Source organism: Segatella sp. (assembly GCF_977051555.1).
In genome coordinates, this window is the sequence record NZ_CDRSSE010000032.1 from 1 (window position 1) to 16,026 (window position 16,026).

Sequence of the window (16,026 nt, forward strand, 5' to 3'; positions counted from 1 at the left end):
CAGGGAGTTTGTCATTCTTACTCTTGGCTGGCGTTTCCACACTGAGGTATAGGCAGTCCTCGCTCATGCCCAGCTCTCCACCATTTTGGTTAGGGTCGATGGGCTGTGGTGGACGGTCTCCCCATTTGTCTGCTTTGAATACTCCCTTCCAAGGCTTCTTGCTCACAGGGGCTTTCCATCTGAGGTTGCCCACTGGTGCTTCAGCGTATGGGATTCCCTTGTATAGGGCGAATCCTTCATGTTCCACACCTTCAATTTCTCCTTGCTCCACCGTTGTTCTTAGCAGTTGGGCGTTAGCTGCCGATAGGCAAAAGAGTGCCAGGGCGGCTGTCAGTAGATGTCTTTTCAATCTCATTTCTAGTTATTCCATTAATTCCGCAACACTATTATTAATTAAACTTTTTAAGCACCTGAGCAACAGAAAGTTGCTCAGGATTTTACTGTGTCAGAATTTTTACTTATCTTAGTGTTGCAAAAGAAAACAAGCAAAACTCTGATATGACATGGCAAAGATACTAATTAAATCTGAGAAACTCACTCCTTTTGGAAGAATAATTTCGGGTCATGGAGCAATTTGACTCCATATTGTCTTCTGTAATCGACTCCACCCTCAGAATTTCACTACTCATTTGATGAATCATCTCTCGCTTCATCCGACACTTCGCACTTCTCGCCAGTGTTGGAGAGAATAGATGATCGAGCTTTTTCTTATTGTGATTCCTTGGAGAGTGTTAGTTTTCCGCCAGTGCTTAAAACTATCGGGAAGGATATTTGTTTGTTCAAGATGCCTATTGAGGGTATCTTGAACAAAAATATCCTTGAAATCATTTTGTTATCTCAATGGAATGTTGTACTTTTGCGCTCATATATGATAGTTGAATATTATAATTTAAAAAACAAACTATAAAATTATGAACAGATTAAGGACAATCTATCTATCGCTTCTGTTTATCCTGGTGATGAACATGACGAGTGTGTTTAGTGTGATGGCGGAGAACTATCCCTATCGCAGTGATTATCTTTGGCTAACCGTGCCTGACCATGCCGACTGGCTCTATAAGACGGGCGAACAGGCTAAGGTGGAAGTAAGTTTCTATAAGTATGGAATTCCCCGTGACGGCGAGGTGAACTATGAAATAGGCGATGACATGCTGAAGGCTGACAAGAAAGGAAGCTTCAAGCTGAAGAATGGACGCGCCATCGTGAACATGGGAACCCGAAAGACACCGGGCTTCCGCGATTTGAGATTATTCTATAAACTCGATGGCAAGACCTATCAGCATCATATCAAAGTAGGATTCTCGGTAGATAAGATTCAGCCTTATACCCAGGAGCCTAAGGATTTTGATGCATTCTGGCAGCAGGCAAAGGACGAACTGAAGAATGTGCCGATGAGCTATACCAAGGAACTCGCCAAGGAATACTGTACCGACAAGATAGACTGTTATCTCGTTAAACTTCAGATAGATAAGAAAGGTCATGCGATGTATGGCTATCTCTTCTATCCCAAGAATGCCAAGCAGGGTAGCCATCCTGTGGTTCTCACACCTCCAGGAGCCGGCATCAAAACCATCAAGGAGCCTATGCGCAATAAATATTACGCCGAGAACGGATTCATCCGCTTCGAGATAGAGATTCATGGTCTCGACCCACGTCTCCCAGCCGAAACATTCCAGGAGATAAGCAAGGGATTCAACGATGCAAACGGTGGTTATCTTGCCAATGGATTGGAAGATAAGAACCGCTACTACATGCGCCATGTTTATCAGGGACTGGTGCGCTGCATCGATTTCCTAACCTCTCTCCCAGAGTGGGACGGAAAGAATGTGGCTGTGCAGGGCGGAAGTCAGGGTGGAGCCTTGGCTATTATTGCAGCCGGTCTTGATAGCAGAGTAACCCAGTGCGTGGCCAATCATCCGGCGCTCAGCGATATGGCTGGTTATGCAGAGAAGGGAAGAACGGGTGGTTATCCTCACTTCAATAAATATCATGAGATCTTGAAGAACAAGGATTGTCTCAACACGATGGCTTATTATGATGTGGTGAATTTTGCCCGCAAGGTAAAGGCCCCAACTTATCTTACATGGGGATATAACGATAATACCTGTCCGCCAACTACCAGCTATGCTGTTTGGAATACGTTGAAATGTAAGAAGGAAGCTTTGCTCACTCCAATCAATGAGCATTGGACTACACCCGATACAAATTATCAGCAGATGGTTTGGATAAAAGAGCATCTTGTTAAGTAAAACTGATTCCGTCAAAAAGCCAGTAAATGGGTGATATAGGCTAGTTTGGGGGCTGTAATTAAATTTTAACCCCTAAAAAACTGCAAAAAAAGTAGCAATATTTGGTAATTTGCCAAAATATTGCTACTTTTGCATTTATAATATTGCAAACTAGTTTGAAAATCATGTCATTAATAGAAATTAAAAAGGTTGAAACAAAGAAGGACTTGAAGACATTCATCGACTTCCATTACGACCTCTACGAAGGCAACGAATATGATGTGCCTAATCTTTTCAGCGACGACATGAATACTCTGAGCAAGGACAAGAACGCAGCGTTCGAGTTCTGCGAGGCAGAGTATTTTCTTGCCTATAAGGACGGCAAGCTGGCAGGTCGCGTCGCTGCCATTATCAATCATAAGGCAAACAATAAATGGGGCAGGAAGTCGGTCCGTTTCGGCTGGATTGATTTCATTGACGACCGCGAGGTTTCCAAGGCTCTTCTCGATGCTGTAGAGAAATATGGTAAGGAGAAGGGAATGGAAGATATTGTAGGTCCGCTGGGTTTTACCGATATGGATCCAGAAGGCATGCTTACCTGGGGCTTTGACCAGCTAGGCACCATGCCTACCATTTATAATTATTCATATTATCCTGAGCACATTGAGGCTCTGGAGGGTTTTACCGTAGATAATAAGTATGTAGAGTATAAACTGATGGTGCCAGATACCATCCCGGAGAAATATTCCAAGATAGCGGCGATGATAGAGAAAAGATACAATCTCCATGTCCGCAAACTTACCCGTAAGGATATTTATCAGGGCGGATACGGACAGAAGATTTTCGACCTCATCAATGATACATACAAGCATCTCTATGGTTATTCCGAACTTTCACAGAAGCAGATAGACCAGTACATCAAGATGTATCTGTCTTTGCTCGACCTGAACTTTGTAACAGCCATAGAAGACTGGACTACCGAGGATCATAAGATGATAGGTATCGGTATTACGATGCCTTCCCTTTCCAGAGCTCTGCAGAAGTGTTATAGGGGCAGGCTGCTTCCTTTTGGCTGGTGGCATCTGCTGCGCGCCATCAAGTTCCATAAAACCAAGATTGTCGACCTTCTGCTCATCGGAATCCAGCCGGAATACCGTGCTAAGGGTGCCAATGCGCTGCTCTTTGCCGACCTGATTCCTATCTATCAGAAGTATGGAATCGAGTGGGGAGAAACACAGGTGGAAATGGAAGATAATGCTGCCGTGCAGGGACAATGGGGCGTCTTGGATCCAGTCCTTCACAAGCGCCGCAACTGCTATATTAAGAGTATCAGGTAAATAGTAATTGTTATGTTGGCAATTATCTGATAAACAGAATATTGCAACATCATTTGCTATGTTATAGGAAAATAAATAAGAATAACTAAGGAGGAAATCATGTCTGAAGATAAAAACTTAGGTAACAGCGAATTGAATGCTGCTGATGAGCTTACCAATGCCCCTCAGGAGCAGCAGCCGGTAGAATATACCGATGATAACATCCGCCACTTGAGCGATATGGAGCATGTACGCACCCGTCCGGGTATGTACATCGGCCGTCTGGGAGATGGAAATCTGCCGGAAGATGGTATTTATGTGCTCTTGAAGGAGGTGGTAGACAACTCTATCGATGAATTCAAGATGGGCGCAGGTGTCCGTCTGGAAATCGATATCGAGGACAATCTGCGTGTCAGCGTGCGCGACTATGGCCGTGGTATTCCTCAGGGCAAGCTCGTTGAGGCTGTAAGTGTGCTGAATACCGGTGGTAAGTACGACAGCAAGGCGTTCAAGAAGAGCGTAGGTCTGAATGGTGTGGGTGTGAAGGCGGTCAATGCCCTCAGTTCCCATTTCGAGGTAAAGTCGTACCGCGACGGAAAGGTGCGCCATCTGAAGTTTGAGAAAGGTATTCTGAAGAGCGACACGATGGAAGATACTGAGGACGAGAACGGTACCTTTATCTTCTTCGAGCCGGATAATACACTCTTCAAGAACTATTCCTTCCACGATGATTTCGTGGAAACGATGCTCCGCAACTATACTTATCTGAACACCGGACTCACCATCATGCACAATGGCCGCCGCATCTTGAGCCGCCATGGTCTGCAGGATTTGCTGAGCGATAATATGACCAACGAAGGTCTCTACGACATCGTCCACATGAAGGGCGAGGACATCGAGATTGCCTTCACCCATACCAACCAGTATGGCGAGGAGTATTATTCCTTCGTCAACGGTCAGCACACCACCCAGGGAGGTACGCATCAGAGTGCCTTCAAGGAGCATATTGCCAAGACTATCAAGGAGTTCTACGGCAAGTATGAGTATGCTGACATCCGAAACGGACTGGTGGCTGCCATTGCCATCAACGTAGAAGAACCGGTCTTCGAGAGTCAGACCAAGATTAAGCTCGGAAGTACTACGATGACGCCGAATGGTGGCGAAACCATCAATAAGTATGTGGGCGATTTCCTGAAGAAGGAAGTAGACAACTATCTCCATATCCACAAGGATGTGGCTGAGATTCTGGAGAACAAGATTAAGGAGAGCGAGCGTGAGCGCAAGGCGATGGCGGGCGTTACCAAACTCGCCCGTGAGCGTGCCAAGAAGGCGAATCTCCACAACCGCAAGCTCCGCGACTGCCGCATCCATTTCAGCGACGCCAAGAACGAGCGCAAGGAGGAGAGTTCCATCTTCATCACCGAGGGCGATTCTGCCAGCGGAAGCATCACCAAGAGCCGCGATGTGAACACCCAGGCGGTGTTCTCTCTGCGTGGTAAACCGCTCAACAGCTTCGGTCTTACCAAGAAGGTGGTTTATGAGAACGAGGAGTTCAATCTGCTTCAGGCGGCTCTCGATATAGAGGACGGCTTGGATTCATTGCGTTACAACAAGGTGATTGTGGCAACCGATGCGGATGTCGACGGAATGCACATCCGCCTGCTCATCATCACCTTCTTCCTTCAGTTTTTCCCAGATCTCATCAAGAAGGGCCATGTCTACGTGCTTCAGACCCCATTGTTCCGAGTGCGCAACAAGCGAACCAAGATCAAGAACAAGCAGGCGGTGGCTGATGCGGATGCGAAACTGGGAAGAAAGGAGAAAAAGAGCGATTTCATCACGCATTACTGTTACAGCGATGAGGAGCGCCAGCAGGCGATTCGCGATTTGGGCCCTGATCCTGAAATCACCCGATTCAAAGGATTGGGAGAGATTTCGCCTGATGAATTCGCCCATTTTATCGGTCCCGACATGCGATTGGAGCAGGTTACGCTGCATAAAACCGATCAGGTGCAGAAGCTGCTGGAATATTATATGGGTAAGAACACGATGGAGCGCCAGAACTTCATCATCGAAAATCTGGTGATAGAAGAGGATATTCCGGAGGAAGACTCTGAGCCGCTGGATTAAATGAAGTGAAGAGTAAAGAACGAAGAGTGAAGAATTCAAGTGCTTTCGGGGGGTAACCATTGAAAAAAGCGCTGTTAACTGTTAACCTGTTAACTCTTGAAGGATTTCTCTCTTTCATAAACTTTAAGTTTTAAGAAATGAAGAAATATCTATTCATAGCACTGGTAGCATTCCTGGCAGTAACTTCTGCCAGTGCCCAGCTGCGCATCAAGATGGGCAAGAACAGCCCGATAGAGAAGTTGGGAAGGGCGGAAATTGCCATTACCAACCTCTATGTGGATAGTGTGGATGAGAATAAGCTCGTAGAGGACGCCATCCGAGGCATGCTCGAAAAGCTCGATCCTCATTCTTCTTACGCTACAGCCAAGGAAACCAAGGCGATGAACGAGCCGCTGAACGGCAGTTTTGATGGCATTGGCGTGCAGTTTAACATGGTAGATGATACGCTGCTCGTTATCCAGCCGGTTACGAACGGACCTTCTGAGAAGGTGGGAATCATTGCCGGCGACCGCATTGTGGCGGTAAACGATACTGCCATTTCGGGCGTCAAGATGAGCAAGGAGGAAATCATGAAGCGCCTTCGTGGTCCTAAGGGAACCACGGTGAACCTTACCATCGTGCGCCATGGCATCAAGGATAAACTCATCTTCAAGGTAAAGCGCGATAAAATTCCGGTAACTACGATGGATGCGGCTTATATGATTCGTCCGGGCATCGGATACATCCGATTGGGGAGCTTCGGTCTTACCAGTCATAAAGAGGTAACAATAGCGATGGATTCGCTGAAAAAGAAAGGAATGAAGGACCTTATCTTCGATCTTGAGGATAATGGCGGAGGCTATCTTCAGGCTGCGGCTCAGATTGCCAACGAGTTCCTGCAGAAGGGCGATCTCATCGTTTATACCAGTGGTCGTGCAGCGCCTCGCCAGGAATACAAGGCACAGGCTAACGGCAGATGGCGCAAGGGCAAGGTGGTGGTGCTCACCAATGAGTTTACCGCTTCTGCCGCCGAGATTGTTTCCGGAGCCATCCAGGATCAGGACCGTGGCGTAGTGGTTGGTCGCAGAACCTTCGGCAAGGGATTGGTGCAGCGTCCGCTGACCTTTGATGATGGCAGCGAGATTCGTCTCACCATCGCCCATTACTATACGCCTAGCGGCAGATGCATCCAGAAGCCATATAAGAAAGGTGACAGATTGGATTATGCGATGGATCTGGACAAGCGTTACAAGCATGGCGAGTTCACCAATCAGGACAGCATCCATCTTTCAGACAGTCTGAAGTATTACACCTTGCGCAAGCATCGTGTAGTTTATGGTGGTGGTGGAATCATGCCAGATTATTTCGTTCCGCTGGATACAACCAAGTACACCAAGATGCACCGTCAGTTGGCTGCCAAGAGCATCGTCATCAACCAGAGTCTGAAGTTCATCGATGCGCATCGCAAGGAACTCAAGAGCCAGTATAAGGATTTCAACAAGTTCCTCGCCACTTACGAGGTTCCTTCTTCGCTGATAGATGGCATTATCGCCGAGGGCAAGAAGGAGAAGATAGAGCCGAAGGATGAGGCTGAATTAACTCAGACCAAGAAATACCTCGCCCTGCAGCTGAAAGCCCTTGTAGCGCGAGATATCTGGGATATGAGCCAGTACTTCCAGGTTTGGAACGAGACAAACGAGATAGTTCAGCGAGCCGTGCAGCTGCTGACTACGGGGAAGTAGATTAAGTGAAGAGTGAAGAACGATGAGTGAATAATTCAAGTGTTTTGCTCATGTAACCATAGAAAAAACGGCTGTTAACTGTTAACCTGTTAACCCCGTGAGGTAATGATATAAGAAAAGGTCGTGAGGTTCAATCAGAAATCTCACGACCTTTTTTCGTATTTATCTTTTTCAGAAGTCATTTACTTCTTCTCATGCAGATGGTCCCATTTCAGATAGATTCCTGCAAGGATGGTGCCCGAAATACTGTGCCAGGCGCAGCTGATGGCGCAAGGCAATACGGCGAGAGGCTGGGCTGCGAAGAAATTGCCAGCAAGTACCGTGGCAAGACCGGCGTTCTGCATGCCGACCTCAATACTGATGGTACGCTTCTTAGCGGTATTGAATCCGGCACATTTGCCGGCAAGCCAACCGAGAAGATAACCCAGCGTGTTGTGGCAGAAAACCACGGCGAAAGTCCAGAGGAAAAGCGATAAGCCGCGAGCAACGAGGTCATCATGAACCGTAGAAATCACACCGCCTACGATGATTGCCAGACACGTAACGCTGATGCCCGGCATCAGACTCTGGATGGTAGGGAAGCAGTCTTTCTTGCCGTAAATATAGTTGAGGGCGCAGCCGATGGCTACAGGAATAATCGTTACGATGAGGATGTTGATGAACATTCCCACAGCATCTACATGGATAATCTCGCCTGCCGTAATCTTCATCAGCAGCGGAGTCATCACCGGTGCAAGAATGGTTGAGGCGCAGGTCATTCCTACGGAGAAAGCTACGTCGCCATGACACAGATAACTCATAATGTTGCTCGAAACGCCGCCCGGACAGCAACCTACCAGCAGGATTCCGAGTGCCAGGGCTGGGTCAAGATGCCACACATGAACCAGGGTGTAAGCCACGCCAGGCATGATGATAAACTGGGCACAGGCTCCGATGAAGACATCCAGCGGGCGCTGAGCCAGAATCTTGAAGTCGTTGGTGGTCAAGGTCAGACCCATGGTGAGCATGATGATGCCGAGAATGACGGTCTGAGTAGTTCCGCGCACCCAGTCGAAGGTATGTGGGAAGAAGAATGTGAACACTGCAACACCTATCACGAAGATAGATGTGTAATTGGCCAGCAGCTTGCTGAGCCCTTGGAATAACTTAAGCATAATTCTATTTCTTTTAAAATCCTGATATTTCTCTCTTATTTATTTCTTTCCTCGCTTTCAATATCGAGTGCAAAAGTATGTCTTTTCTATCGGATAAACAAATTATTCTGCAAGAAAATGATAAATTATAACATTTTTATGGGATAACGCTTACAAATCTGCACGAATCTTTTGGGATTGTGCAAAATCATGGGCAAAATAATTCGGCTTTTCTTCTTTAATTCCGCAACAAATGTGTAACTTTGCACCCATATTATCGATAATAGTCATAGAATGAACGAAGATTTTGATATAAGACAAGAAATGGTTTCGCCTGCCGAAAAGGAATTCGAGAAGGCGCTGCGCCCGCTGAAGTTTTCTGATTTCAGCGGACAGAATGGCGTGGTGGAAAATCTCGAGGTCTTTGTTGAGGCTGCCAAATATCGTGGCGAACCGCTCGACCATACGCTCCTCCATGGTCCGCCGGGATTGGGTAAGACCACGCTGAGCAACATCATCGCCAACGAACTGGGCGTAGGATTCAAGATTACATCGGGTCCTGTGCTTGATAAGCCGGGCGATCTGGCAGGAATCCTTACCTCGCTGGAGCCCAACGATGTGCTCTTTATCGATGAAATCCACCGTCTTTCGCCTGTCGTAGAGGAGTATCTCTATTCGGCGATGGAGGATTACCGCATCGACATCATGATAGATAAGGGTCCTTCGGCTCGCAGCATACAGATAGACTTGAATCCGTTTACCCTCGTGGGAGCGACAACGAGAAGCGGTCTGCTTACAGCTCCTCTCCGTGCCCGTTTCGGAATCAATCTGCATCTGGAATATTACGACCCGGCTACGCTTCAGAAGATTATCAAGCGAAGTGCGATGCTCCTGAAGGTGCCGATAGAGGATGAGGCGGCTGTAGAAATCTCCCGCCGTTCGCGCGGAACTCCTCGTATCGCCAACTCTCTGCTCAGAAGAGTGCGTGATTTCGCCCAGGTAAAGGGCAACGGAACCATCACTTACGATATTGCCCAAATGGCGCTCAAGGCACTCAACATCGACCAGTATGGCTTGGATGAGATTGATAATAAGATTCTCACCACCATCATCGACAAGTTCCGTGGCGGTCCGGTAGGCGTAAGCACCATTGCCACGGCAATAGGCGAGGATGGTGGCACCGTAGAGGAGGTTTACGAGCCGTTCCTCATCATGGAGGGTTTCATCAAGCGCACGCCGCGAGGCAGAATGGCAACGTCGCTTGCCTACGAGCATCTTGGCAGAAATCCGTATACAAGCAATATTATGCAGGGAGACTTGTTTGAGTAAAGAACGAAGAGTGAAGAAAAACATGAAGATAGGAATATTTACAGGTACATTCGACCCATTTACGATAGGACATCAGAACATTGCCGAGCGTGCTCTGCCGATGTTCGACAAGCTCGTGATTGCAGTGGCGGTGAGCAAGCTGAAGCACGCCAGCGAGGAAATCTCGAAGCGTGTGGAGGATATTAAGGCTGTTTTCCCGAAGGAATGTTCGGAACTGGTAGATGCGGAAGATGCATCTAAGGGTTATCGCCTTGAGGTGGTTTCTTACGATGATCTTACCATCGATTTGGCGCATCGCCTGGGAGCCAGGTTTCTGGTTCGTGGCGTCCGTTCTGCCAAGGATTTCGAGTACGAAAGAGAGCAGGCTGACATCAATAAGCAGTTGGGCGGCGTAGAAACTATCCTGCTGTTTTCCGACCCAAGATACAGCAGCATCAGCTCTACGTTGGTCAGGGAATTGAGATTTTTCGGAAAAGAAGTAGATGAATTTTTACCAAAAATAAAATAAAAATAGGAGGAAGAAGCGTATGATAACATACAATGTAGATGGCGTGAAAATGCCAAAGATCAAGAAGCGTGATACGAGTGCCTGGATTCGTAAGGTAGCTGCCTCTCATGGCCGCAAGGTGGGTGAGATTGGCTATATGTTTGTAGATGACGAGAAGATTCTCGAAGTGAACAATGAGTATCTGGGTCATGATTACTATACCGATGTCATCACCTTCGATTATGATGAGGATGATGTGATTAACGGCGACATCGTGATTTCGCTGGATACGGTCCGCACCAATGCCGAGCAGTTTGGCAAGACCTACGATGATGAGCTTCACCGCGTCATCATCCACGGCATCCTGCACCTCTGCGGAATTAACGACAAAGGTCCGGGAGAGCGCGAAATCATGGAGGAGAACGAGAACAAGGCGCTCGCCCTGCTCGAAGGTGCTTCAATATTGAAGAAGTAAAGCCTTTCTCTATAATTTGAGGAAGCTAGGTTTCTTCAATTTCAGGTAGAAGTATAGAAAAAACAACTGTTAACTGTTAACCTGTTAACTTCTGAATGTGGTTGATGGTTAATACAAAAGAAGAAAGATGTTCTATCAACTTATACAAAAGAAAAGAGATTTATGGTTTCAATCTTCTGATTGTACGGTTTTATACCTCGTTGATTATATTGATCAGCGAGGTATGTTGCGTGATGCCCAGATTGATGCTATCAAGACTTATCTGTTTTTGAAAATAGCCTGTCAGGGCAAGCCGCTTTGGCAACTTTTTGCAGAAGGCAAATTTAATGAAACTGACGTTGATGCAGAGGAAATCAATGCAGAGGCACGGGATGTGATGACAAAGAATCCTGCTGCGTTGGCCTTGTATCAGTATAGTAGACAGAAAGACCGCAACGGCAAGCAGATAGCTCCAGAGCTGGAGCAGTTTATCCGTCATCATGCCAGGGAGATTGATTACGAGAAAGTGTTGAAGGATATCTTTTACCAGGTAACTTATTCGGATTATCTTTTCAGTCTTCCTATGGGTGCGGGAAAAACCTATCTGATGGCCGCATTCATTTATATAGATTTATACTTTGCTCAGAATGAGCCGCATAATCCGATATGGGCACATAATTTTCTGATATTGGCACCATCCGGCTTGAAGTCAAGCATTGTTCCTAGTCTTCGTAGTATTCAGAACTTTGACGTTACCTGGCTTTTCCCGGCAGCTACAGCCATGCAGCTGAAGAGGCTCGTAAAATTTGAAATCCTTGATGAGCAAAAAAGTGCCAGGAAAAGCAATGTAATCAGAAATCCCAATGCGTTTAAGATTAACCAGCATTGGGATGGAGGTACGATGATGGGATTGGTGGCTATTACAAATGCAGAGAAGGTTATCTTAGACAGATGGGAGGAGAACGGGAAAGACCAGAGTCTTCTTTCGGATGATGAACGCCGGCTGGTGGATGTGGCTAATGAGCTGCGCAATATGATATGTAAAATACCTTCTCTTTCTATTTTTATCGATGAGGTGCATCATGCTTCTGATGGTGAAATCAAACTCCGTCAGGTGGTTACAGGATGGGCTACTCAAGGTTGTAATTTCTGCAATGTGCTTGGCTTTACGGGCACTCCTTATCTGGAAAAAGCAGAGAAGGTGACATTGGGCGGAAGTTTCAATATCAAGAATACCAATATCACCAATGTGGTGTATTTCTATACGTTGATGGAGGGTATCGACAACTTCCTGAAGCGTCCCGAAGTAAAGTTTACGAACCATGATATGCTGACCATTGTGAGAAGCGGAGTGTATGAGTTTCTCGATAAATATAAGGATACAACCTATGCTGATGGAACCTGTGCGAAGCTTGCTGTATATTGCGGTCAGATTCCAACTCTCGAAGAAGAAATCTATCCTCTCGTATCCGAGATTGTAACGGAATATGGATTGAACCCTGCAGAGGTGATTCTGAAGCGCCATAAGGGTAGTAATTCCTCTAAGGCAGGTGCCAGAAAATATGCAGAGCCCGAAGGTTCAGAGGCAGCTTTCGCCATGCTCGATTCGCCTACCTCTAAAATCCGTATCGTGCTGCTGGTGCAGATAGGAAAGGAGGGATGGGATTGCAAGAGCCTTACGGGCGTGGTGCTGCCTCATGAAGGGGCGTGCCCTAAGAACATGGTGCTGCAAACTTCCTGCCGCTGCCTGCGACAGGTGGTTCGGGGCGAACAGGAAAAAGCCTTGGTTTGGATGAACAGGTGGAATGCCGACAAACTCAACAAGGAATTGAAGCAGCAGCAGAACATCACACTCCAGGAATTCAGCAAGAAGCCGGAACCTGCAAAGAAGCGCATAGAGCGATTCTCACGTATGGATAAGCAGCAGGTGCCACCCATTGATTTCTTCCAACTGAAAGTGGAATATGAAACTCAGGTGATCGAAGAACAGCCAGATACTGCCACGCTGCTTGCTGACGAAAGTTTGAAGCAGAAGGCTAACCGCTCGCTGGTTTATGTTCAAGACTTTGAAGGAAACATGCTCGGCTATGAGGAGCTGAGAAAAGAGAATGGAGAGAGCTTCACTTACCACTGGTGGTTGCAGAAAATAGCCAAGGAAAGTATGGGGGCGCTGAGTATGAAAGAATTGAAACAGTATGAGACTCAGCTGCATAAACTGTTCGATGAAATTACGATTGCTGATGAGCAGGATGGGAAATATCGTACAGAGAATATGGAGTATGACCATTATCAGATACGTGCCAACATCCGGAAGGCTTTTGTGCCTAAGCGTGATTTCCGCATCTCAGAAGAGGTGGTTCCTGATACGGCAACCATCCTCTCGGTGGAGCAACCTATGCCTCTTGATGTGGAAGACGACAGCCGTTTCTATCCAAGCGAGAAAGTGGTGAAGGAAATCCTGGCATGGGATAATGACCCGGGCAAGATGGAACTCCCGCCAGAAGTGAAGGCAGTTGTGGAAAAGATGAAGGCTGCCGGATTCTCTGATACTGACATCCAGATGATGGTGAAAGACAAGCTGCCTAAGGATGAATATCCTGAGCGCAATCAGACTTACCATTATCTGCCTTACCGCTTCGACAGTAACCTGGAGAAGGAATACTTTGCCAACGGATTGATTCCGCTGATGAAGGATAAGCAGCTGGAGTATTACTTCAATGGCGATGATACGCTTACAGAGTTCAAGATTCGCTGCTATCGCAGGGAGGGCAAGCACTGGCAGTATGATGGACTTTATTATCCCGACTTCCTGGTGCTCAGCCGTGATGCAGAGGGCAAGATCGACCGCATTTGCATCATAGAGACGAAGGGCGAGGTATATGCTGCCAAGTTCAAGGAGCGCCTGGAGTTTATGCGAGATGTGTTTGTGCCCAAGAACAATGAGGCTTTTCATCGCAAGCGATTCCAGTTCCTTTATCTGGAGGACACCATTTCTGCTGAAGAAAGAATGGCAAAGACCCTACAGATGATCAAGGAATTTTTCATATAAAAATAGAATAAAGATAATGGCTACAAAATATATTTCATATTATCCCAATACCCTGGAGGGTCAAGCCCTTCTGGATAATTTTGTGCGCACCCGTCGCATTCTCCGCTATCGTGACAACGATCGCATCGTGGAGCATATTAAGCGAGGAATGCCGCTCTATGAGGTGGAATCTCTCGAAAAGAGAGGCGCCAACGAGAAGCATAACCTGATGATGCATGGTGAGTGCCTTTCTACCTGTGCCTATCTCAAGGAGCAGGGCATAGAGGTGGATTTGGTTTATATCGACCCGCCCTTTGCCAGCGGAGCCGATTATGCCAAGAAAATCTATATCCGCCGCAATCCGCTTGTGCAAAAGGCAATGAAAGAAGCGGAGCAGAATCTCGACAATGAGGAAATGAAAGAGTTTGAGGAGAAAATGTACGGAGACATCTGGGACAAGGAAAGATACCTCAACTGGATGTACGAGAATCTGATGGCAATCAAGAGCGTGATGAGCGAGAATGCAAGCATCTATGTGCATCTGGATTATCACATCGGACACTATGTGAAGATTCTTATGGACGAGATTTTCGGAGAGGAAAATTTCAGAAATGAGATTGTGTGGCAAAGAAGTACAACTCATGCAGATGCAGGGTTTTATGGAAACAACTTTGATATGATATTCTTTTATACCAAAGGACAAGGTTATACTTTTAATACAGTCTTTCAGGATTATGACGAAAGTTATTTGGCTCGTTTTACCCACGTTGATCCTGATGGCAGAAAATGGGATAGTGGAAACTTAACTGCAAAAGGATTGCAAGGTGGTGGTTATGAGTATGAATATAAAGGTGTTCGTTCTCTGTGGCGTTGCCCAAAAGAAACCATGGAGCGATTGGATAAAGAAGGACGTTTACATTTTACTACAAAAGGAGGAATCCGTTCAAAAGTGTATTTGGATGAATTAAGTGGAATGCCTTCACAAGCATTATGGACAGATTTGAATGCTGTTAACTCCCAAGCCGAGGAACGTGTCAATTACGCCACTCAGAAGCCGGAAGCCCTTTTGGAGCGTATTATCAAGGCTTCATCCAACAAAGGAATGCTCGTGGCTGATTTCTTTGGCGGAAGCGGGGTAGCCGCAGCCGTGGCTCATAAGCTCAACCGCCGCTTTATTCATGGCGACGTGAATATCAATAGCCTCCAGACGGCTCGCGACCGACTGGTTAATGCCGGAGCTGAGTTTGAGATAAAGGAAGTGAAAGATGGCGTGCGTCTCTTCAGAAATCCTGTACAGACGATGGATAAGCTACGCGACAACCTGATACCGGGCTTAACTGCCAATGCCAAGTTGGACAGCCAATATTGGGCAGGCTCTATCATGGACAGCAAGTATGGTATGATGCCCGTATATCTGCCTAATCTACTCGATGGAAGCAAGCGAGTGCTGGATAAGAGTGAGATGATGAACATCATCCATAAGGCGCTGCCTGATTTGCCTGATGAGGTGAAGCGTGTCATCATCTATTACGTGGATGTGGAAGAGATAAACGAGTTGCGCCAATTCATAGAAGCCGAAAACCAGCAGACGCTGATAGAATTTGAGTTGAGAGACTTGAAGCAGGTGCTCGACGAGGTGATAATGGAAGATGAGGCTGAATGGGATTTGCAGGAAGCCAAGGATCCGCTGGGCTTGTCGATGGGATGGAAACTTCAACTGAAATCATTCCATAGCGACCGAGTAGCAAAGAAAGTTCATGATTTCAACGAAAAAGGTGTTCTGCAGGCAAACAAGAAACGAGCAAGCGGTAAGAGTGCCAACTTCTCGAAAATAAAACTCAGCGATGAAGGGCTGGAAACCATCGAATGGGCTTCTGTAGATTGCGTCAATGCTGAGAAAAATGCTCCTTGGCACAGTGATATGGAGGTGAAGATAGAGAAGATGGGAACCGTAACCATCAACGGAAAGAAAACCCAGGATTATTGGGATGCTAGCATTGTATCAGACGATAAGCCTTTGCGCTTGAAAATTCGTAATATTTGCGGAGATGAAACCATTTTCGTTCTATAAGCGAAAGTGGTGGAAGTATAGAAGAAACAGCTGTTAACTGTTAACCTGTTAACTGCGAATAAAAAAGGGAGATTTCAACCATCATCGTTGGAGTCTCCCTTTACTTATCTTATGGTTTCGGCGGATTTG

The 16,026-nt window shown here is 46.6% G+C and carries 11 protein-coding genes and 1 pseudogene; 10 read left to right on the plus strand and 2 right to left on the minus strand.

Features of this window, described 5'->3' with window-relative positions; genetic code table 11:
* On the minus strand, positions 1-349 hold a 349-nt coding region (locus ACWJAO_RS08605; RefSeq protein WP_449139961.1), incomplete at its 3' end, for a carboxylesterase family protein.
* 154 nt (positions 350-503) lie between these two features.
* Between ACWJAO_RS08605 and ACWJAO_RS08610 the strand changes: the two are divergent.
* The 5 genes and pseudogenes from ACWJAO_RS08610 to ACWJAO_RS08630 form a co-directional block, all read left to right on the plus strand.
* Positions 504-668, plus strand: a pseudogene (locus tag ACWJAO_RS08610) (IS1380 family transposase); the annotation flags it as partial.
* A gap of 243 nt (positions 669-911) precedes the next feature.
* Entirely contained in the window at positions 912-2,249 is a 1,338-nt protein-coding gene (locus ACWJAO_RS08615; protein ID WP_449139962.1) for an acetylxylan esterase, read from the plus strand.
* A gap of 164 nt (positions 2,250-2,413) precedes the next feature.
* A complete protein-coding gene (locus tag ACWJAO_RS08620) occupies positions 2,414-3,565 on the plus strand; it encodes an N-acetyltransferase (RefSeq protein WP_449139963.1) in 1,152 nt (383 codons plus the stop codon).
* 219 nt (positions 3,566-3,784) lie between these two features.
* Positions 3,785-5,674 (plus strand): DNA topoisomerase IV subunit B, encoded by a 1,890-nt coding sequence (locus ACWJAO_RS08625; protein WP_449139984.1) that lies wholly within the window; start codon positions 3,785-3,787, stop codon positions 5,672-5,674.
* 137 nt (positions 5,675-5,811) lie between these two features.
* Positions 5,812-7,395, plus strand: a complete 1,584-nt coding sequence (locus ACWJAO_RS08630; RefSeq protein WP_449139964.1) for a S41 family peptidase — start codon at positions 5,812-5,814, stop codon at positions 7,393-7,395.
* 182 nt (positions 7,396-7,577) lie between these two features.
* Here ACWJAO_RS08630 and ACWJAO_RS08635 read toward each other — a convergent pair whose 3' ends face one another.
* A complete protein-coding gene (locus ACWJAO_RS08635; RefSeq protein ID WP_006848929.1) occupies positions 7,578-8,549 on the minus strand; it encodes a bile acid:sodium symporter family protein in 972 nt (323 codons plus the stop codon).
* 273 nt (positions 8,550-8,822) lie between these two features.
* Here ACWJAO_RS08635 and ruvB point away from each other — a divergent pair, with 273 nt between their 5' ends.
* The 5 genes from ruvB (at position 8,823) to ACWJAO_RS08660 (ending at position 15,897) form a co-directional block, all read left to right on the plus strand.
* Entirely contained in the window at positions 8,823-9,857 is a 1,035-nt protein-coding gene (ruvB, locus tag ACWJAO_RS08640; RefSeq protein ID WP_449139965.1) for a Holliday junction branch migration DNA helicase RuvB, read from the plus strand.
* A 22-nt stretch (positions 9,858-9,879) separates the two neighbouring features.
* Positions 9,880-10,365, plus strand: a complete 486-nt coding sequence (gene coaD / locus ACWJAO_RS08645; protein ID WP_317576126.1) for a pantetheine-phosphate adenylyltransferase — start codon at positions 9,880-9,882, stop codon at positions 10,363-10,365.
* A 19-nt stretch (positions 10,366-10,384) separates the two neighbouring features.
* Positions 10,385-10,819 carry an rRNA maturation RNase YbeY gene (gene ybeY / locus ACWJAO_RS08650; protein ID WP_006848933.1) on the plus strand — a complete coding sequence of 145 codons (435 nt, stop codon included), beginning with the start codon at positions 10,385-10,387 and terminating at the stop codon, positions 10,817-10,819.
* Between the two features lie 223 nt (positions 10,820-11,042).
* Positions 11,043-13,847 carry a DEAD/DEAH box helicase family protein gene (locus tag ACWJAO_RS08655; protein WP_449139966.1) on the plus strand — a complete coding sequence of 935 codons (2,805 nt, stop codon included), beginning with the start codon at positions 11,043-11,045 and terminating at the stop codon, positions 13,845-13,847.
* Between the two features lie 16 nt (positions 13,848-13,863).
* Positions 13,864-15,897: a site-specific DNA-methyltransferase gene (locus ACWJAO_RS08660; RefSeq protein ID WP_449139967.1), complete on the plus strand. Its 2,034-nt coding sequence runs from the start codon at positions 13,864-13,866 to the stop codon at positions 15,895-15,897.
* Positions 15,898-16,026: the final 129 nt, after the last annotated feature.